The 18,205-nt window shown below is 65.2% G+C and carries 30 protein-coding genes; 1 reads left to right on the forward strand and 29 read right to left on the reverse strand.

Annotation, left to right across the window (positions count from 1 at the left end; genetic code table 11):
- Positions 1–168 precede the first annotated feature (168 nt).
- From rplQ to rpsJ, 28 genes are all read right to left on the reverse strand, one after another.
- Positions 169–591, reverse strand: coding sequence for a 50S ribosomal protein L17 (gene rplQ, locus LOS78_RS16840; RefSeq protein ID WP_230377559.1), 423 nt, complete (start codon positions 589–591; stop codon positions 169–171).
- Positions 592–711: 120 nt separating this feature from the next.
- Positions 712–1,728: a DNA-directed RNA polymerase subunit alpha gene (locus tag LOS78_RS16845; protein WP_028717095.1), complete on the reverse strand. Its 1,017-nt coding sequence runs from the start codon at positions 1,726–1,728 to the stop codon at positions 712–714.
- Between the two features lie 117 nt (positions 1,729–1,845).
- Positions 1,846–2,235 (reverse strand): 30S ribosomal protein S11, encoded by a 390-nt coding sequence (gene rpsK / locus LOS78_RS16850; RefSeq protein ID WP_028713553.1) that lies wholly within the window; start codon positions 2,233–2,235, stop codon positions 1,846–1,848.
- A 15-nt stretch (positions 2,236–2,250) separates the two neighbouring features.
- Positions 2,251–2,619: a 30S ribosomal protein S13 gene (rpsM, locus tag LOS78_RS16855; protein ID WP_028713554.1), complete on the reverse strand. Its 369-nt coding sequence runs from the start codon at positions 2,617–2,619 to the stop codon at positions 2,251–2,253.
- Between the two features lie 163 nt (positions 2,620–2,782).
- A complete protein-coding gene (locus LOS78_RS16860; protein WP_028713555.1) occupies positions 2,783–3,439 on the reverse strand; it encodes an adenylate kinase in 657 nt (218 codons plus the stop codon).
- Between the two features lie 37 nt (positions 3,440–3,476).
- Entirely contained in the window at positions 3,477–4,850 is a 1,374-nt protein-coding gene (gene secY / locus LOS78_RS16865) for a preprotein translocase subunit SecY (RefSeq protein ID WP_028713556.1), read from the reverse strand.
- A gap of 105 nt (positions 4,851–4,955) precedes the next feature.
- Complete coding sequence (gene rplO / locus LOS78_RS16870; RefSeq protein ID WP_230377560.1) at positions 4,956–5,453, reverse strand: 50S ribosomal protein L15; 498 nt, start codon at positions 5,451–5,453, stop codon at positions 4,956–4,958.
- Between the two features lie 407 nt (positions 5,454–5,860).
- A complete protein-coding gene (locus LOS78_RS16875) occupies positions 5,861–6,511 on the reverse strand; it encodes a hypothetical protein (protein WP_230377561.1) in 651 nt (216 codons plus the stop codon).
- A 228-nt stretch (positions 6,512–6,739) separates the two neighbouring features.
- Positions 6,740–6,928, reverse strand: coding sequence for a 50S ribosomal protein L30 (gene rpmD, locus LOS78_RS16880; RefSeq protein ID WP_028713559.1), 189 nt, complete (start codon positions 6,926–6,928; stop codon positions 6,740–6,742).
- A 12-nt stretch (positions 6,929–6,940) separates the two neighbouring features.
- Positions 6,941–7,510 carry a 30S ribosomal protein S5 gene (gene rpsE, locus LOS78_RS16885; protein ID WP_028713560.1) on the reverse strand — a complete coding sequence of 190 codons (570 nt, stop codon included), beginning with the start codon at positions 7,508–7,510 and terminating at the stop codon, positions 6,941–6,943.
- Between the two features lie 131 nt (positions 7,511–7,641).
- Positions 7,642–8,001, reverse strand: coding sequence for a 50S ribosomal protein L18 (rplR, locus tag LOS78_RS16890; RefSeq protein ID WP_036698468.1), 360 nt, complete (start codon positions 7,999–8,001; stop codon positions 7,642–7,644).
- A 12-nt stretch (positions 8,002–8,013) separates the two neighbouring features.
- Positions 8,014–8,547 carry a 50S ribosomal protein L6 gene (rplF, locus tag LOS78_RS16895; RefSeq protein ID WP_028713562.1) on the reverse strand — a complete coding sequence of 178 codons (534 nt, stop codon included), beginning with the start codon at positions 8,545–8,547 and terminating at the stop codon, positions 8,014–8,016.
- 10 nt (positions 8,548–8,557) lie between these two features.
- Positions 8,558–8,956, reverse strand: a complete 399-nt coding sequence (gene rpsH / locus LOS78_RS16900; protein WP_028713563.1) for a 30S ribosomal protein S8 — start codon at positions 8,954–8,956, stop codon at positions 8,558–8,560.
- Positions 8,957–8,965: 9 nt separating this feature from the next.
- Positions 8,966–9,271, reverse strand: a complete 306-nt coding sequence (rpsN, locus tag LOS78_RS16905; protein ID WP_019351974.1) for a 30S ribosomal protein S14 — start codon at positions 9,269–9,271, stop codon at positions 8,966–8,968.
- Between the two features lie 18 nt (positions 9,272–9,289).
- Positions 9,290–9,850, reverse strand: coding sequence for a 50S ribosomal protein L5 (rplE, locus tag LOS78_RS16910; RefSeq protein ID WP_036698471.1), 561 nt, complete (start codon positions 9,848–9,850; stop codon positions 9,290–9,292).
- Complete coding sequence (rplX, locus tag LOS78_RS16915) at positions 9,850–10,155, reverse strand: 50S ribosomal protein L24 (RefSeq protein WP_028713565.1); 306 nt, start codon at positions 10,153–10,155, stop codon at positions 9,850–9,852. The genes rplE and rplX overlap by 1 nt, the downstream gene beginning before the upstream one ends.
- The gene (rplN, locus tag LOS78_RS16920; protein WP_010400243.1) at positions 10,155–10,523 is read right to left on the reverse strand and encodes a 50S ribosomal protein L14; all 369 of its coding nucleotides are present in this window, start codon (positions 10,521–10,523) and stop codon (positions 10,155–10,157) included. The genes rplX and rplN overlap by 1 nt, the downstream gene beginning before the upstream one ends.
- Before the next feature lie 76 nt (positions 10,524–10,599).
- Complete coding sequence (rpsQ, locus tag LOS78_RS16925) at positions 10,600–10,848, reverse strand: 30S ribosomal protein S17 (protein ID WP_028713566.1); 249 nt, start codon at positions 10,846–10,848, stop codon at positions 10,600–10,602.
- A gap of 12 nt (positions 10,849–10,860) precedes the next feature.
- Entirely contained in the window at positions 10,861–11,067 is a 207-nt protein-coding gene (rpmC, locus tag LOS78_RS16930; RefSeq protein WP_028713567.1) for a 50S ribosomal protein L29, read from the reverse strand.
- Positions 11,068–11,283: 216 nt separating this feature from the next.
- On the reverse strand, positions 11,284–11,697 hold the full coding sequence (gene rplP, locus LOS78_RS16935; RefSeq protein WP_024844057.1) for a 50S ribosomal protein L16: 414 nt from the start codon (positions 11,695–11,697) through the stop codon (positions 11,284–11,286).
- A gap of 12 nt (positions 11,698–11,709) precedes the next feature.
- Positions 11,710–12,432 (reverse strand): 30S ribosomal protein S3, encoded by a 723-nt coding sequence (rpsC, locus tag LOS78_RS16940; protein WP_028713568.1) that lies wholly within the window; start codon positions 12,430–12,432, stop codon positions 11,710–11,712.
- Entirely contained in the window at positions 12,432–12,812 is a 381-nt protein-coding gene (gene rplV / locus LOS78_RS16945) for a 50S ribosomal protein L22 (protein ID WP_036698477.1), read from the reverse strand. The genes rpsC and rplV overlap by 1 nt, the downstream gene beginning before the upstream one ends.
- A gap of 5 nt (positions 12,813–12,817) precedes the next feature.
- Complete coding sequence (rpsS, locus tag LOS78_RS16950; protein WP_028713570.1) at positions 12,818–13,096, reverse strand: 30S ribosomal protein S19; 279 nt, start codon at positions 13,094–13,096, stop codon at positions 12,818–12,820.
- Between the two features lie 3 nt (positions 13,097–13,099).
- A complete protein-coding gene (rplB, locus tag LOS78_RS16955) occupies positions 13,100–13,936 on the reverse strand; it encodes a 50S ribosomal protein L2 (RefSeq protein WP_028713571.1) in 837 nt (278 codons plus the stop codon).
- 94 nt (positions 13,937–14,030) lie between these two features.
- On the reverse strand, positions 14,031–14,327 hold the full coding sequence (locus LOS78_RS16960; RefSeq protein WP_028713572.1) for a 50S ribosomal protein L23: 297 nt from the start codon (positions 14,325–14,327) through the stop codon (positions 14,031–14,033).
- Positions 14,324–14,944, reverse strand: a complete 621-nt coding sequence (rplD, locus tag LOS78_RS16965; RefSeq protein ID WP_028713573.1) for a 50S ribosomal protein L4 — start codon at positions 14,942–14,944, stop codon at positions 14,324–14,326. Before rplD ends, LOS78_RS16960 begins: the two co-directional genes overlap by 4 nt.
- Positions 14,944–15,681, reverse strand: a complete 738-nt coding sequence (gene rplC, locus LOS78_RS16970) for a 50S ribosomal protein L3 (RefSeq protein WP_230377562.1) — start codon at positions 15,679–15,681, stop codon at positions 14,944–14,946. Before rplC ends, rplD begins: the two co-directional genes overlap by 1 nt.
- 10 nt (positions 15,682–15,691) lie before the next feature.
- Complete coding sequence (gene rpsJ, locus LOS78_RS16975; protein WP_010400227.1) at positions 15,692–16,000, reverse strand: 30S ribosomal protein S10; 309 nt, start codon at positions 15,998–16,000, stop codon at positions 15,692–15,694.
- A gap of 550 nt (positions 16,001–16,550) precedes the next feature.
- Here rpsJ and LOS78_RS16980 point away from each other — a divergent pair.
- Positions 16,551–16,700 (forward strand): hypothetical protein, encoded by a 150-nt coding sequence (locus LOS78_RS16980; RefSeq protein WP_230377563.1) that lies wholly within the window; start codon positions 16,551–16,553, stop codon positions 16,698–16,700.
- Between the two features lie 265 nt (positions 16,701–16,965).
- On the opposite strand, the gene tuf is transcribed toward LOS78_RS16980, so the two are convergent.
- Positions 16,966–18,141, reverse strand: a complete 1,176-nt coding sequence (tuf, locus tag LOS78_RS16985; protein ID WP_028713575.1) for an elongation factor Tu — start codon at positions 18,139–18,141, stop codon at positions 16,966–16,968.
- Positions 18,142–18,205: the final 64 nt, after the last annotated feature.

Below are 18,205 nucleotides of genomic sequence, written 5' to 3' on the forward strand. Positions count from 1 at the left end.
TTCCCGTATGTTTTCCGAAGGCGCATGCAACCATTTGGAGAAAATGAACAGATCGGTTCATTTTGCGCATGCCGGGCAACAATCGCGTGACTGTTGCAAAAAGCCCGCAGCCATTGCTGTGGCTGCGGGCCTATACGATCGCTTAACCCTAAGAAAGAGTTAAATTTCTTACGATTCGTCAGCAGCCGATTCGGCTTCCAGGCGGGCACGGTCGGCCGCACCCTTGGCGCTGGTGTCGCGCTCGACGAATTCGATGATTGCCATCGGGGCCATGTCGCCATAGCGGAAGCCGGCTTTCAGGATACGGACATAGCCGCCCTGACGGTCCTTGTAGCGCGGGCCCAGCACCTCGAAGAGCTTGGCGACGTGATCGTCCTGCTTGAGCTGGGCGGCCGCCTGACGGCGGGCATGCAGATCGCCGCGCTTGGCCAGCGTGATCAGCTTCTCGACGATGGGACGCAGTTCCTTGGCCTTGGGCAGGGTGGTCTTGATCTGCTCATGCTCGATCAGCGAGCCGGCCATGTTGGCGAAGAGCGCCTTGCGGTGCTCGTGGGTGCGGTTCAGACGGCGATAGCCGCGGGCGTGACGCATGATGTTTCTCCTTCACGTCTTTTGCTTTGTCCGGCAGCCCATGCGTTGCGGGCCGCTCTCCTTGGGGCGGAATGCCCGGTCTTCCGGGGCGCCATGCCGGGCATGGCACCCCGGTATTCCTTAGAACTGGTCGTCGAAACGCTTGGCCAGATCCTCGATGTTCTCCGGCGGCCAGTCCACGACATCCATGCCGAGATGCAGGCCCATGCTGGACAGCACCTCCTTGATCTCGTTCAGCGACTTGCGGCCGAAGTTCGGGGTGCGCAGCATCTCGGCCTCGGTCTTCTGGATCAGGTCGCCGATATAGACGATGTTGTCGTTCTTGAGGCAGTTCGCCGAACGCACCGAAAGCTCCAGCTCGTCCACCTTCTTCAGCAGGCGCGGGTCGAATTCCAGCCCGTCCTCGGCATCCGAGCGGGTGGCGGTTTCCGGCTCGTCGAAGTTCACGAAAACCGAAAGCTGGTCCTGGATGATGCGCGCGGCATAGGCCACGGCGTCTTCCGGGGTCAGCGAACCGTCGGTCTCGACCTTCATCGTCAGCTTGTCATAGTCCAGAACCTGCCCCTCGCGGGTCGGGGTGACCTCGTAGCTGACGCGCTTGACCGGCGAGAAGATGGCGTCGATCGGGATCAGGCCGATGGGCGCGTCCTCGGGGCGGTTCTTGTCGGCCGCGACATAGCCCTTGCCGTTGGCGACGGTCAGCTCCATGTGCAGCTCGGCGCCCTCGTCGAGATGGCAGATGACGTGGTCGCGGTTCAGGATGGTGATGCCGGCGGTTTCCTGGATGTCGCCGGCCTTGACCTCGCCCGGGCCCTTGGCCGAGAGCGTCAGGCGCTTGGGCGCGTCGACTTCCATCTTCAGCGTCACGCCCTTGAGGTTCAGGACGATGTCGGTCACGTCCTCGCGCACGCCGGGGACGGACGAGAATTCATGCAGCACGTTGTCGATCTGAACCGAGGTGATGGCGGCGCCCTGCAGCGAGGACAGCAGCACCCGCCGCAACGCGTTGCCCAGCGTCAGGCCGAAGCCGCGCTCGAGCGGTTCCGCCACGACGGTGGCCACGCGGGACGAATCGGCACCCGGCTTGATTTCAAGCTGGGTCGGCTTGATCAGTTCAGCCCAATTCTTATGGATCATGCGTTTGCCTCCATACCAGTTTCCGACCCATGACCGTGGCCGGAAACGCCCGAGGTGAAATGCGAAAAGCGCGCCCGCGCCGAAACACGGCGCGGAACGCGTCAAAGTCTTGGCCGATCAGACCCGGCGGCGTTTCGGCGGGCGGCAGCCGTTATGCGCGATCGGCGTCACGTCACGGATGGCCGTGATGTTGAAGCCGACGGCGGCCAGCGCGCGCAGCGCCGATTCGCGGCCCGAACCGGGGCCCTGAACCTCGACCTCGAGGGTGCGGACGCCGTGCTCCTGCGCCTTGCGGCCGGCGTCTTCGGCGGCCATCTGCGCGGCATAGGGGGTCGATTTGCGCGAGCCCTTGAAGCCCATGGTGCCGGCCGACGACCACGAGATCGCATTGCCCTGCACGTCCGAGATCAGGATCTTGGTGTTGTTGAAGGACGAGTTCACATGCGCCACGCCGGTGGCGATGTTCTTGCGTTCCTTGCGCTTGATACGGGTTTTATCGCGTGCCATTGCCTCTGCCCCCTCTTACTTCTTCTTGCCGGCGATCGGTTTCGCCGGGCCCTTGCGGGTGCGGGCGTTGGTATGGGTGCGCTGACCGCGGACCGGCAGGCCGCGGCGGTGGCGCAGGCCACGATACGAGCCCAGATCCATCAGGCGCTTGATGTTCATCTGCGTCTCACGGCGCAGGTCGCCTTCGACGGTGAGGTTGGCGTCGATATATTCGCGGATCTGCAGGACCTCGGCATCCGACAGATCGTTCACGCGGCGCGCCGGGTCGATGCCGACAGCCGTGATGATCTGTTCGGCGAATTTCGGGCCGATCCCGTGGATATAGGTCAGGGCGATGGGGACGCGTTTCCCCGTCGGAATGTTGACGCCAGCAATACGAGCCACGCGTGGTTCCTTTTCCATGTTGCGGTTCCGTAGCGCCGGAACCTTTTTTCACAACCAAAGACCCGAAAGCCATGCCTTCGGGCCTTGAAGCGGCACCCGGGACGCCCGGGTGATTCTCTTGCGAGATGCTGCGAATTAAGGGATTCGCAAAGGAAGGTCAAGCCTAGGACGGAATCCGGTCCAGCACCTTGGCCACCTGCGCCCCCACCTCGTCGATGTCGGCCAGGCCGTCCACCGGGTTCAGGTTGCCCTTGACATAGTAATAGCCGATCAGCGGCGAGGTCTTCTTGTAATATTCCATCAGCCGGGTCTTGAGGCTGTCCTCGTTGTCGTCGGCGCGGCGGCGCAGGTCGGTCGAGCCGCAGACGTCGCATTTGCCCGGCTCTTTCGTCGGCTTGGTCTCGTCGTGATAGACCTCGCCGCAATTGCCGCAGGTGAAGCGGCCAGTGATGCGCGAGATCAGCGCCGCATCGTCCACCCGCATCTCGATCACCGCGTCGATGCGCTGGTCCATCTCGGCCATCAGCGCCTGCAGCGCGTCGGCCTGGGCCAGGGTGCGCGGGAAGCCGTCGAAGATGAAGCCCTTGCCCCCCTGCCCCAGCTTTTCGCGGATCAGCCCGATGACGATCTCGTCGGTCACCAGCTCGCCCCGGTCCATGACCTCGGCGACGCGCTTGCCCATCTCGGTGCCCGAGCTGCGCGCCTCGCGCAGCATGTCGCCGGTAGAGAGCTGGACGAGGCCGCGCTCGTCGATCAGCCGCCGGGCCTGCGTGCCTTTGCCTGCGCCGGGCGGGCCCAGCAGAATGATGTTGATCGCCATGTCGTCCCTCTCCTACCCCTTATGGTGGGTTTCCCCTTTAACGGCGCGCGGGGGCCTTGCGGGGCTTGGCCGCCCCCGTCTTGCCACGCTTGCCGCGCAATTGCGATTTCTCGATCAAACCTTCGTATTGATGGGCGAGCAAGTGGCTTTGCACCTGGTTGATCGTGTCCATCACCACGCTGACCACGATCAGCACCGAGGTGCCGCCGAAGTAGAAGGGGATCGCCAGCTGGTCGCGGATGATCTCGGGCAGGAGGCAGACGAAGGCCAGATAGGCCGAGCCGATCACCAGGATCCGGGTCACCACATAGGTCAGGTAATCCTCGGTCCGCTTGCCCGGGCGGATGCCGGGGATGAAGCCGCCCTGGTTCTTCAGGTTCTCGGCCACGTCCTCGGTCTTGAAGCTGACGTTGAACGTGTAGAAATAGGTGAAGAAGATGATCATCGCCGCGAAGAACAGCAGGTAAAGCGGCTGTCCGGGACCGAAATAGGCCAGGATCGTCGACATGACCGGGCCGGTCTGGTTGCCCGAGAAGGTCGAGATCGTCACCGGCAGGAGCAGCAGCGAGCTGGCGAAGATCGCCGGGATCACGCCGGCCGGGTTCACCTTGATCGGCAGATGGCTGGACTGGCCGTCATAGATCTTCATCCCGACCTGGCGGCGCGGATACTGGATGTGGATCTTGCGCAGCGCGCGCTCCATGAACACCACGAAGGCGATCACCGCGGCGACCATGACGATCACGCCCAGGATCACCGGGGTCGAGATGGCGCCCGAGCGGCCCTGCGCCAGGAACTGCGCCAGGTGCCCCGGGATCTCGGCCACGATGCCGACGAAGATGATCAGCGAGATGCCGTTGCCGATGCCGCGGGCGGTGATCTGCTCGCCCAGCCACATCAGGAACATGGTGCCGCCGACCAGGGTGATGACCACCGAGGCGCGGAAGAACATCCCCGGCTCATGCGCGAGGTTGCCGTGCTCCAGGCTGACGGCAAGGCCCCAGGCCTGGAACAGCGCCAGCGCCACGGTGCCGTAGCGAGTATATTGGTTGATCTTCTTGCGGCCCTGCTCGCCCTCTTTCTTGAGCTGCTCGAGCGCCGGGACCATCGAGGCCAGAAGCTGCACGATGATCGAGGCCGAGATATAGGGCATGATGCCAAGCGCGAAGACGCCCATCCGCCCCAGCGCGCCGCCGGTGAACATGGACAGGATGCCGCCCAGCCCGGCCTGCGCCTGGTCCATGAAGTTGCGCAGCGCGGCGCCGTCGATGCCGGGCACCGGGATATAGGTGCCGAGGCGGTAGATGATGAGAAGTCCGAGGGTGAACCAGATCCTCTGGCGCAACTCGGTCGCCTTGCCGAGCGCGCCCCAGGAAAGGTTCGCGGCCATCTGTTCTGCGGCTGACGCCATGCTTCGTGCCCCTTCGTGGCAGCGCCGCCGGATCGTTTCCCGATCCCGCGGCGCCTGGAAAACTTGGATAGCTATCTATGGGGCGCGGGCGCGCCCTTCAACAGCTTATTCGGCCGCGGGAACGTCAGCCTCGGCTTCTTTCGCCGGGCGGGTGACGGTGAGCTTGCCGCCCGCCTTCTCGACGGCCTCGACGGCGGCTTTCGACGCACCGGCGACGGTCAGGTTCAGCGCGGCCTTGAGCTCGCCCTTGGCCAGCACGCGCACGCCGTCCAGCTTGCGGCGGATGACGCCGGCGGCGACCAGCGCGTCCTCGGTCACGTCGGCTTTCGCGTCCAGCTTGCCCGCGTCGACGAAGGCCTGCAGCTGGCCCAGGTTCACCACCGCGAATTCCAGGCGATTCGGCTTGCTGAAGCCGCGCTTGGGCAGGCGGCGGTAAAGCGGCATCTGGCCGCCTTCGTAACCGTTCAGCGCCACGCCCGAACGCGAGGTCTGGCCCTTGATGCCGCGGCCGGCGGTCTTGCCCTTGCCCGAGCCGGGGCCGCGCGCGACGCGCTTCTTCTTGCGGTTCGCGCCGGGATTGTCGCGGAGTTCATGCAGTTTCATATCGCTTCTCCTTGGCCGGAAGCGCCCCATGAAGCGAAGGGGGCGGACACGGCATTTCTTGCTTGTTGAGTCGGTGTCACGGGGACACCGGCGGCTTCTAGCGGCTGTCACCGCCGCGGTCAAGCTGGCCCGGCCCCGGCATGGGCCCGAGACGACCACCCCGGGAAAGCCGATCCGCCGGGCGCGGCCCGTCAAGAATGCGTCGCGGCCGATCCGCGCCAGGACCGGGCACATCCTTCGCCTCGGGACGCCGCACCGACCCGCTCGCGGACCGCGCCCGATGCCGCGCGATCCGCCGGCCGATCGGCATCCCGCCGATGCCGCCCGCTTTTGCCGAGCGAACGAGGCGGACCGCGGTCCGCCCGGCCGTAAGGTGTTCGCCCGCGACGCCCTGAAGGTCGGCGCGATCAGAACGCCACCCACAGCCCCAGCTTCACCGCGCGCTCGCCCGGCCCCGAAAGCGGCTCGATCATCCCCAGCTCCAGCCTTGCCGGCCCGATCAGGTCGCGGACCGCCGTGACGGCCAGCTTGGCGCCGAAGCCGCTGTCCTCGCGCTCCTCGGCCCGGACCTGGCCGATGAGCATCAGGCTCTCACCGGCATGCCAGCCGAGGGTAAGCTCGGCCTTGGCCTCGGATTCGGGGGTGAGATAGCTCAGCAGCCCCGCACCCCGGGCGGCAAGTTCGGCGATCTCCGCCTCGTCCTTCATCGCGCCGGCGATCTTGTAGCGCGCCTCGACCGACAGCCAGCCGCCGCGCGGGACGCGGCGCAGGACCGGCAGCGAATCGAAGCCCCGCCCCCATCCCACGGCGATCTGCGCCAGCGGCAGGTATTCGCCGCGCCGCTCCAGCGCGCCCATGCCAAGCGCCGCCGAGAAGCGGTTCGGCCCCTCGCCCCGGTCGAGCGCGCGCTGCAGCCAGAACATGGCGCTGGCCTCCCCGCCGCTGGACCGGCCGAGTTCCAGCCCCAGCGTCAGGCGCGGGCGCAGGCCGTATTCGGCATAGAGGCTGGAATAGGCGTTTCCCTGCACGTCGCGCTCGCCCGAGAAGGACAGGAACACGCCCTTCTCCTCACGCGGCCAGGGACCGGCCACCGCACTGCCGGACAAGGCCAGGAGGATCAGCAGAACACAGCGGAACAGGGGGCGGAACAGACAGGGCAAGGCAGGCTCGAACGGCTGGAAGATGGGCCGAGCCTAGGGGAAACGGGTTAGCGAAAGGTTAACGGATGAACGAAAACGCCCCGGAGCAGCTCCGGGGCGTTTTGATTTCCGGCAGAGGCGGGACGATCAGCCGCGCTCTTCGATGATGGTGACCAGATGCGGGATCTTGGCGACCATGCCGCGCACGGCCGGAGTGTCTTCCAGCTCGCGGGTGCGGTGCATCTTGTTCAGGCCCAGGCCCTTCAGCGTCTCGCGCTGGATGGCCGGGCGGCGGATCGGCGAGCCGATCTGCTTGACGACGATGGTTTTAGCCATTCTTGCCTCTCCTTACGCTTCGGCGGCGGCTTCGGCGGCCGGCTTGTCGTTCGAGGGCAGGATCTCGGCCACCTTCTTGCCACGACGCTGGGCGACGTTGCGGGGCGAGGCTTCCTTCTTGAGGCCGTCGATGGTGGCGCGGATCATGTTGTAGGGGTTCTGCGAGCCCTGCGACTTGGCCACGACGTCCTGGACGCCCAGCATCTCGAACACGGCGCGCATCGGACCGCCGGCGATGATGCCGGTGCCCGGGACGGCGGTGCGCATGATGACCTTGCCGGCGCCGTGACGGCCCTCGATGTCATGATGCAGGGTGCGGCCGTCGCGCAGCGGCACGCGGATCAGGCCGCGCTTGGCCTGCTCGGTCGCCTTGCGGATCGCCTCGGGCACTTCTTTCGCCTTGCCCTTGCCGAAGCCGACGCGGCCGCGCTGGTCGCCGACGACCACCAGGGCCGCGAAGCCGAAGCGCTTGCCGCCCTTGACGGTTTTCGACACGCGGTTGATCGCGACCAGACGGTCGGCGAATTCCGGGGTTTCCTCGCGCTCTTCGCGGCGACCCCGACGATGTTCACGTTCTGCCATTCAGGCATTCCTTGTAATCTGGCGCGCGATCCGCGCCGTTGAACCCAATCCTGGTGGGCGGCCGCGCGGGCGACCGGCCCCCGGATCATCGGGGCGGCGCGCCCCTATCGGAAAGCGCCGCCCGCATCAGATCAGAACTTCAGACCGCCTTCGCGGGCTGCGTCGGCCAGAGCCTTGATCTTGCCGTGGAACAGGAAGCCGCCGCGGTCGAAGATCACCTCTTCGACGCCGGCCTTCTTCGCGCGCTCCGCAATGGCAGCGCCGATCTTGGCCGCGGCTTCCAGGTTGTTCTTGCCGACAACGCCCAGGTCCTTCTCGAGCGACGAGGCCGAGGCCAGCGTGACCCCTTTCGTATCGTCGATCACCTGGACGCTGATGTTCTTGGAAGAACGGTGGACGGACAGACGCGGACGACCGTCCGAGATGGCCCGCAGTTTGTTCCGCACGCGCAGGCGGCGCTTCTGGAACAGCTCTCTCTTGTTCAGTGCCATTTCTCGCGCCCCTTACTTCTTCTTGCCTTCCTTGCGGAAGACGACCTCACCCTTGTAGCGGATGCCCTTGCCCTTGTAGGGCTCGGGACGGCGCCACTCGCGGATGTTCGCGGCGACCTGGCCGACGATCTGCTGATCGATGCCCTCGACCACGATTTCCGTCTGCTTCGGGGCCGTGATCGTCACGCCTTCCGGGGTTTCAAAGTTCACGTCATGCGAATAACCCAGAGCCAGCTTCAGGGTCTTGCCCTGCATCTGGGCGCGATAGCCGACGCCCTGGATTTCCAGCTCTTTCTTGAAGCCTTCGCTGACGCCGGTCACGAGGTTCGCCACCATCGAGCGCGACATGCCCCATTGCTGGCGCGCGCGCTTGGACAGCCCGCGCGGCGTCACGGTGACGCCGCCATCCTCGACCTTCAGGGTCACGTCATCCGTCGCGGTGAAGGAACGGGTGCCTTTCGGCCCCTTCACCTCGATCGTCTGGCCTTTCACTTCGGCGGTCACGCCCTTGGGCAGTTCGACCGGCTTCTTACCAATCCGAGACATCCTGCCCTCCTTAGAACACGGTGCAGAGGACTTCGCCGCCGACATTGGCGTTGCGAGCCGCTGCATCCGACATCACGCCTTTCGGCGTCGAGACGATGGAGACGCCCAGCCCGTTGCGAACCAGCGGGATCTCCTTGACCGAAGCGTAGACCCGGCGCCCGGGCTTGGACACGCGAGCCAGCTCACGGATCACCGGGGTGCCTTCGTAGTATTTCAGGCTGATTTCCAGCTCGGTATGGCCCGAGGGGGTTTCAACCTTTTCGTAGCCGCGGATGTAGCCTTCGGCCTTGAGCACGTCGAGCACCCAAGCGCGCAGCTTGGAGGCGGGCGTGCGGACGGTCGATTTGCCGCGCATCTGCGCGTTGCGGATGCGGGTCAGCATATCGCCGAGAGGATCGTTCATCGACATATTGCCCCCTTACCAGCTCGATTTGACCATGCCGGGGATCTGGCCGAACGAGCCGAGCTCGCGCAGCATGATCCGCGACAGTTTCAGTTTACGGTAATACGCATGCGGACGGCCGGTGAGCTGGCACCGGTTGTGCAGACGCGTGGCCGAGGAGTTGCGCGGCAGTTCAGCCAGTTTCAGGCTGGCCTTGAAGCGCTCTTCCATCGGCAGGGACTGATCGTGGACGATCTCGTTCAGCGCGGCGCGCTTGGCGGCGTATTTCTGAACCAGACGCTCGCGCTTCTTCTCGCGCTCGACCATGGATTTCTTAGCCATATCTTCTTCCCTCCGCGATCAGCTGTTGAAAGGCATGTTGAATGCCTTCAGCAGAGATTTCGCTTCCGCGTCGGTCTTCGCGGTGGTGCAGATGATGATGTCCATCCCCAGAACTTCGTCGACCTTGTCGAAGTTGATTTCCGGGAAAACGATGTGCTCCTTCAGGCCCATGGCATAGTTGCCGCGGCCGTCGAAAGCCGAGCCTTTGACGCCGCGGAAGTCGCGGACGCGGGGCAGCGCGATGTTGATCAGGCGGTCCAGGAATTCATACATCCGGTCGCCGCGCAGCGTCACCTTGCAGCCCAGCGGCATCTCTTCACGGACGCGGAAGCCGGCGATCGACTTCTTGGCCTTGGTGATGACGGCCTTCTGGCCCGCGATGAGCGACAGCTCCTCGGCGCCCTGCTTGACCTTCTTGGTGTCCTTGACGGCCTCGCCGATGCCCATGTTCAGGACGATCTTGTCCAGGCGCGGGATCTGCATGTCGTTCTTGTAGCCGAACTCTTCCTTGAGCGTGGCGCGGATCTGGTCCTTGTAGAGCGACTTGAGGCGCGGGGTGTAATTGGCTTGGTCCAGCATCAGATCACGTCTCCCGTGGTCTTGGCGAAACGGACCTTCTTGCCGTCTTCCACGCGGAAGCCGACGCGGGTCGCTTTGCCGTTCTTGTCCAGCAGCGCCAGGTTCGACAGGTCGATCGGCATGGCTTTCGCCACGCGGCCGCCCTGGGTGTTCTGGGTCTGGCGCTGGTGACGGATCGCGATGTTGACGCCGTCAACGACCGCCTTGTTCTCTTTCGGGAACACCGCGGCGATCTCGCCCTGCTTGCCCTTGTCCTTGCCGGTCAGCACGACGACCTTGTCGCCCTTTTTCAGCTTGGCAGCCATTACAGCACCTCCGGGGCGAGCGAGATGATCTTCATGAAGTTCTTGGCGCGCAGCTCGCGCACGACCGGCCCGAAGATACGGGTGCCGACCGGTTCGCCCTGGTTGTTCAGGATGACGGCGGCGTTGCGGTCGAAGCGGATCGAGGTGCCGTCCTCGCGCTTCACTTCTTTGGCGGTGCGCACGACGACGGCCTTGCGGACGTCACCTTTCTTCACGCGGCCGCGCGGGATGGCCTCCTTGACGGAGACGACGATGATGTCGCCCACCGACGCATAGCGACGGTGCGAACCACCCAGGACCTTGATGCACTGCACCCGGCGCGCGCCGGAGTTGTCAGCGACATCCAGATTGGTCTGCATCTGGATCATTTGGTTACTCCCGACCTTTGGGGACCGGCACGACCATGATCATGGGCCGGCCCCAGGGTATCGATTAAACTGGGCCTCAGGCCGAAGCCTCGGTGGCTTCGGTCAGCACGGTCCAGCGCTTGGTCTTCGAGATCGGCGCGCATTCGACGATGCGAACGGTGTCACCGACCTTGAACTGGTTCTGCGCGTCATGCGCGCGGTATTTCTTGGACGACCGCACGGTCTTGTGCAGCAGCGGATGCTTGAAGCGACGCTCGACCAGGACGGTGACGGTCTGTTCGTTCTTGTCGCTGACGACCTTGCCTTGCAGGATGCGTTTGGGCATGGACCGGGCTCCTTAGTTCGACGCCGCGGCTTCCGCCGCTTTCTGGTTCAGAATGGTTTTCACACGGGCGACGTCGCGGCGGACGGCACGCATGCGGGCGGTCGATTCGAGCTGGCCGGTGGCCTGCTGGAAGCGCAGGTTGAACGCTTCCTTCTTCAGCGCGAGCAGCTGTTCCTTCAGCTGGTCAGGCGTCTTGTCTTTCAGTTCCTGCGCTTTCATGCGCCTTTTCCTTTCAACATCACCGGAGAGCCCCTGCCATGCAGGGCCACCCTGATTCCGGTGGAGTTTCATGTGAAGGCTTGCCCATACAGGCATCGCCGGTTCTTGGCAACCCTCTTTGCGGGAAGGGCTGCAAATGAAGCGCCCCGCCGTTCTCCGGCGGGGCCCATCTCTCTCGCTTCGGTGGGCGGGGCGCCCAGGCGCGCCCGCGCCGCCTTACCAGTCTTCGCGCGCGACGATGCGGGTCAGCACCGGCAGCTTCTGCGCGCCCAGGCGCAGGGCTTCGCGGGCGATGGCGTCGTTCACGCCGTCGATCTCGAACATGATCCGGCCGGGATGGACGCGGGCGGCCCAGTAGTCCACCGAACCCTTGCCCTTACCCATCCGCACTTCGGTCGGCTTCGAGGAAACCGGCACGTCCGGGAAGATCCGGATCCAGACCCGGCCCTGACGCTTCATGTGGCGGGTGATCGCGCGGCGGGCCGCTTCGATCTGGCGCGCGGTGACGCGCTCGGGCTCGATGGCCTTCAGCGCGTAGGAGCCGAAGTTCAGGTTGAACCCGCCCTTGGCTTCGCCGTGGATGCGGCCCTTGTGCTGTTTGCGGAACTTGGTCCGTTTCGGTTGCAGCATTGCTTCTTCTCCTTAGCGCGCGTCGCGGTCGCGATCACGGCGCGGGCCGCGGGGCGACGGACCGTCCTGCGCTTCGGTGGCGCGGCGGTCGCGGGCCTGCGGATCGTGCTCCATGATCTCGCCCTTGAAGATCCAGACCTTCACGCCGATGATCCCGTAGGGGGTCGAGGCCTCCGACAGCGCATAGTCGATGTCGGCGCGCAGCGTGTGCAGCGGCACCCGGCCCTCGCGATACCATTCGGTGCGGGCGATCTCGGCGCCGCCCAGGCGGCCCGAGACGTTCACCCGGATCCCCAGCGCGCCCATGCGCATGGCGTTCTGCACCGCGCGCTTCATGGCGCGGCGGAACGACACCCGGCGTTCCAGCTGTTGGGCGATCGACTCGGCCACCAGCTGGGCGTCCAGCTCGGGCTTGCGGACCTCGACGATGTTGAGGTGCAGTTCCGAGGCGGTGAAGTTCGCCAGCTTCTTGCGCAGGGTCTCGATATCGGCGCCTTTCTTGCCGATGATCACGCCCGGACGCGCGGCATAGATCGTGACGCGGCACTTCTTGTGCGGGCGCTCGATGATGACGCGGCTGACGCCGGCCTGCTTCACTTCCTGATGGATGAAGTCGCGGATCTTCAGGTCTTCCAGCAGCAGATTGCCGTAGTCCTTGTCATCCGCATACCAGCGGCTGTCCCAGGTGCGGTTGACCTGGAGACGCATCCCGATGGGGTTTACCTTCTGACCCATTACGCGCGCTCCTCGACCTGACGCACCTTGATGGTGATTTCCGAAAACGGCTTCATGATCTTGCCGTAACGACCACGGGCGCGCGGACGGCCACGCTTCATGACCAGGTTCTTGCCGACCCAGGCCTCGGCGACGATCAGATTGTCCACGTCGAGGTTATGGTTGTTCTCGGCATTGGCGATGGCCGATTGCAGGCATTTCTTCACGTCGCCGGCGATGCGGCGCTTCGAGAAGGTCAGGTCGGCCAGGGCCTTGTCCACCTTCTTGCCGCGGATCAGCGCCGCGACCAGATTCAGCTTCTGCGGCGAGGTGCGCAGCATCTTGGTCTTCGCGAACGCCTCGTTCTCCGCCACGCGGCGCGGATTCTGTTCCTTACCCATGACGATTACTTCCTTTTCGCTTTCTTGTCGGCGGCGTGACCGTAATAGGTCCGCGTCGGCGAATATTCACCGAACTTCTGGCCGATCATCTCCTCGGTCACGGCGACCGGGATGTGCTTGTGACCATTGTAGACGCCGAAGGTCAGGCCGACGAATTGCGGCAGGATGGTCGAACGGCGCGACCAGATCTTGATGACATCCGACTTGCCGGATTCGCGGGCCTTTTCCGCCTTGCGAAGCACATATGCGTCGACAAAGGGGCCCTTCCAAACTGAACGTGCCATGGATTAGCGTCCCTTCTTCGCGTGACGCGACCGCAGGATGTACTTGTCGGTCGATTTGTTCGTGCGGGTGCGGTTGCCCTTGGTGCCCTTGCCCCAGGGGGTGACCGGGTGGCGGCCGCCCGAGGTCCGGCCCTCGCCACCGCCATGCGGGTGGTCGATCGGGTTCATCGCGACGCCGCGCACGCTCGGGCGGATGCCCTTGTGGCGGTTGCGGCCGGCCTTGCCGAGGTTCTGGTTCGAATGGTCGGCATTCGACACAGCGCCGATGGTGGCCATGCATTCCTGACGGACCAAGCGCAGCTCGCCCGAGCTGAGGCGGATCTGGGCATAGCCGCCGTCGCGGCCGACGAATTGGGCATAGGTGCCGGCCGAGCGGGCGATCTGGCCGCCCTTGCCGGGCTTCAGCTCGACGTTGTGGACGATGGTGCCGATCGGCATGCCGCTGAAGGGCATGGCGTTGCCGGGCTTCACGTCGACCTTGGCGCCGGCGATCACCTTGTCGCCCACGGCCAGACGCTGCGGCGCCAGGATATAGGCCTGCTCGCCGTCTTCATATTTGATCAGCGCGATGAAGGCGGTGCGGTTGGGATCGTATTCGATCCGCTCGACCGTGGCCGAAACATCGAACTTGGTGCGTTTGAAATCGACGATGCGGTAGAGACGCTTCGCCCCGCCGCCCTTGCGGCGCATCGTGATCCGTCCGGTGTTGTTCCGGCCGCCGTTCTTGGTCAGCCCCTCGGTGAGGGATTTGACCGGGCGCCCTTTCCAAAGCTCCGAACGGTCGATCAGAACCAGCCCACGCTGGCCAGGCGTCGTCGGCTTATACGACTTGAGTGCCATGCTCTCTGTCTTCCGTTGCTTTGGACCGTGATTGGTCCGTTTCAGTCAAAAGGCGACGGCCCCGCTGCCGGGGCCGTCGATTCGTCGGCTTCTATCAGAGGCCGGTCGAGACGTCGATGCTGTTGCCAGCTTCCAGCGTCACATAGGCCTTCTTCACGTCCGAGCGCACGCCGGGGCGGCCGCGGAAACGCTTGGTCTTGCCCTTGGTGATGGTGGTGTTGACCGCCTTCACCTTGACGTTGAACAGGGCCTCGACGGCCTGCTTGATCGCCGGCTTGCTCGAATCCTTGGCCACCTCGAAGACATAGGCGTTGGCCTCGGAGACCAGCGTCGCCTTCTCGGTGATGATCGGCTTGACGATCACGTCGTAATGTTCGGGTTTCACGCTCATTTCAGGCGAGCCTCCAGGGCTTCGACACCGGCGCGGGTCAGCACGAGCGTATCCCGGCGCAGGATGTCATAGACATTGGCACCGATCGAGGGCAGCACATCGACGCCTTCCAGGTTGCGGGCGGCGCGGGCGAAGTTCTCGTTCACTTCCGCGCCGTCGATCACCAGAACCCGCTTCCAGCCGTTTTCCTTGACCGCCTTGGCGACGGCCGCGGTCTTGGCTTCCGCGATGTTCAGGCTGTCCACGACGACCAGCTCACCCGCGGCGGCCTTGGCCGACAGCGCATGCTTCAGGCCGAGCGCGCGGACCTTCTTGGGCAGGTCGAAGGCGTGCGAGCGCGGGGTCGGGCCCTTGTAGACGCCGCCGTGACGGAAGATCGGCGCCTTGCGCGAACCGTGGCGGGCGCCGCCGGTGCCCTTCTGGCGGTAGATCTTCTTGGTCGAGTAGCTGACATCCGACTTGCCCAGCACCGAATGGGTGCCCGCCTGCGCTTTCGCACGCTGCCAGCGCACGACGCGATGCAGCAGGTCCGCACGCGGTTCGAGCCCGAAGATGTCATCGCTCAGGTCGATGTCCCCGGCCTTGCCGGCATCGAGCGTGATAACGTCGAGTTTCATCAGTTGTCTCCTTCGGGCGCGGCGGCCTCGGCAGGGGCGGCAGCCTCGGCCTGGGCAGCTTTCGAACGGGTCTCGGCCGGGAAAACGGTGTTTTCGGCCAGCGGCTTCTTCACGGCGTCCTTGATCGTGACCCAGCCGCCCTTCGAACCCGGGACCGAGCCCTTGACCATGATCAGGCCACGCTCGGCATCGGTCTTGACGACCTGCAGGTTCTGGGTGGTGACGCGGACGGCACCGAGGTGACCCGCCATCTTCTTGCCCTTGAACACCTTGCCCGGGTCCTGGCACTGGCCGGTCGAACCATGCGAGCGGTGGCTGATCGACACGCCATGCGAGGCGCGCAGACCGCCGAAATTGTGCCGCTTCATCGCACCGGCAAAGCCCTTGCCGATCGAGGTGCCGGCGATGTCGACATACTGGCCCTCGAAATAGTGGTCGGCGATGATCTCCTCGCCCACTTCCACCAGGTTTTCCGGCGCGACGCGGAATTCCGCGATCTTGCGCTTGGGCGCGACATTCGCCTTGGCGAAATGGCCACGCAGCGCGGCGGTCGTGCGCTTGGCCTTGGCCTCGCCCGCGCCGAGCTGCAGCGCCACGTAGCCGTCTTTCTCGGCAGTGCGCTGAGCGATGACCTGCACGTTGTCCACGTGCAGAACGGTGACGGGCACCTGACGCCCGTCTTCCAGGAACAGCCGGGTCATGCCCAGCTTCTTGGCGATAACACCAGTCCGCAGCATGTCAGCCTCCTTACACCTTGATCTCGACATCCACGCCGGCGGCGAGGTCGAGCTTCATCAGGGCGTCCACGGTCTGGGGGGTCGGGTCGACGATGTCCAGCAGGCGCTTATGCGTGCGGATTTCCCACTGGTCGCGGGATTTCTTGTCGATATGCGGACCGCGCAGAACGGTGAATTTCTCGATCTTGTTGGGCAGCGGAATCGGACCACGGACCTGGGCGCCGGTGCGCTTGGCGGTGTTGACGATTTCCTGCGTGCTGGCATCCAGGACGCGGTAATCGAACGCCTTCAGCCGGATGCGGATATTCTGGCTTTGCATTATCATCCCTCTTGCGGGGAGTTCCAGTTGAGAGGCTGACCGCACACCACGCGCTGCCAGCATCGAACCGTATCAAATAAGAGCAGGCCGCCCCATTACATGGCGGCCCGGCACAATGCAACCGATTCTCCGTGAAAAGGACGAGGAGCGGCGGCGATGGCGCCCCTTTAGCCGCTTCGGCCGGCGCGGTCAAGCCTGGCCGGGGCCGACCCGGCGCTTGCGCCACCGCAATCCCGGGATAAGAGAGCCGACGCGGGCCAGGCGCTCGTCACCCCGCACCGCCCGCCAGGGAGATCGGCGATGCACGGCCGCCAGCTGCTGGGCCGGGTGGACCAGAAAATCCTGATCCCGCGCCGCCGCCCGCACAGCGTCATGGCGCGCGAAAAGCTGGCGCCCCGCTGCCGCCCACTCGACTGCGCTCCGGTCATTGCCGCCTTCGCCCGGCCGGTCGGACGGGACGGGGCGCCAATGCCGCCGCATGGCATCGCCTTCCATGACACGGGAAAGCTGCAGGCGGTCATGCTGCGGCACGGAATCGATCTGGCGCTACATGAGCGCCCCGGGGGAATACCGCGCCTGCTTGATCGCGGATGCGCGCTGCGGGCTGCGGACCCTGGCCCGGTCCGATATCGACCGGGATGAAACGATCGGCAGCATCCACAAGGAATTCCGTCGCGCGGGCCTTGCCGAACTGATCTGAAAACCACGCCCCGGCACCCGCCCGCGCGCCCTGGCCCTGGGCCGCCCTCCGCGCGCTTCTTTCTTGCGCAAATATCCCGGGGTCCGGGGCAGAGCCCCGGAAAGCCCGCGCCGCCCCAGACGGCAAAGGCCGCCCCTCGCGGAGCGGCCTTCCTCATCGCGATATCCCGGCAGGGATCACCCGATGACGGTCCCGGAGCGCAAAGCCCGCGGCGCAAGGCAGCGCGGGCCTGCGCCCCGCCACCCGGCCGCCGCGGACCAGCCCGTCACTTCAGGATCTTCGACACCACGCCGGCGCCGACCGTGCGGCCGCCCTCGCGGATCGCGAAGCGCAGCTTCTCTTCCATCGCGATCGGCGCGATCAGCTCCACCGTGAACTTCAGGTTGTCGCCCGGCATCACCATCTCGGTGCCCTCGGGCAGACGAACCGTCCCGGTCACGTCCGTGGTCCGGAAATAGAACTGCGGACGATAGTTCGCGAAGAACGGCGTGTGCCGGCCGCCCTCTTCCTTGGTCAGGATATAGGCTTCGGCCTCGAACTCGGTATGCGGCGTCACCGAGCCGGGCTTCGCCAGCACCTGGCCGCGCTCCACCCCGTCGCGCTCCACGCCGCGCAGCAGCGCGCCGATGTTGTCGCCGGCCTCGCCGCGGTCCAGGAGCTTGCGGAACATCTCCACCCCGGTGCAGGTGGTCTTCTTCGTCGGGCGGATGCCGACGATCTCAAGCTCGTCGCCCACGTTCACCGCACCGCGCTCGACGCGGCCGGTCACCACCGTGCCCCGGCCCGAGATCGAGAACACGTCCTCGATCGGCATCAGGAACGGCTGGTCAACCGCGCGCTCGGGCGTCGGGATGTATTCGTCCACGGCGGCGATCAGCGCCCGGATCGAATCCTCGCCGATCTCCTTGTCGCGGCCTTCCAGCGCCGCCAGCGCCGAGCCCTTGATGATCGGGATGTCGTCGCCGGGATAGTCATAGGACGACAGCAGCTCGCGCACTTCCATCTCGACCAGTTCCAGCAGCTCCGGATCGTCCACCTGGTCGACCTTGTTCAGGTAGACGACCATGTAGGGGATGCCGACCTGGCGGCCCAGCAGGATGTGCTCGCGCGTCTGCGGCATCGGGCCGTCGGCCGCGTTCACCACCAGGATCGCGCCGTCCATCTGCGCCGCGCCCGTGATCATGTTCTTCACGTAGTCCGCGTGGCCGGGGCAGTCCACGTGGGCGTAGTGCCGGTTCTCCGATTCGTATTCCACATGCGCGGTCGAGATCGTGATGCCACGCGCACGCTCCTCGGGGGCGCCGTCGATCTGGTCATAGGCCTTGAATTCACCAAAATACTTGGTGATCGCAGCCGTCAGCGTCGTCTTGCCGTGGTCAACGTGACCGATCGTCCCGATGTTGACGTGCGGTTTCGTCCGTTCAAACTTTGCCTTTGCCATGGGCATGGCTCCTTATGTTGACGGTGCGTGCAGGCACGCACCCTACGGGGTTGGTAGGGTGCGC

Source organism: Paracoccus sp. MA, from assembly GCF_020990385.1.
GTDB lineage: Bacteria > Pseudomonadota > Alphaproteobacteria > Rhodobacterales > Rhodobacteraceae > Paracoccus.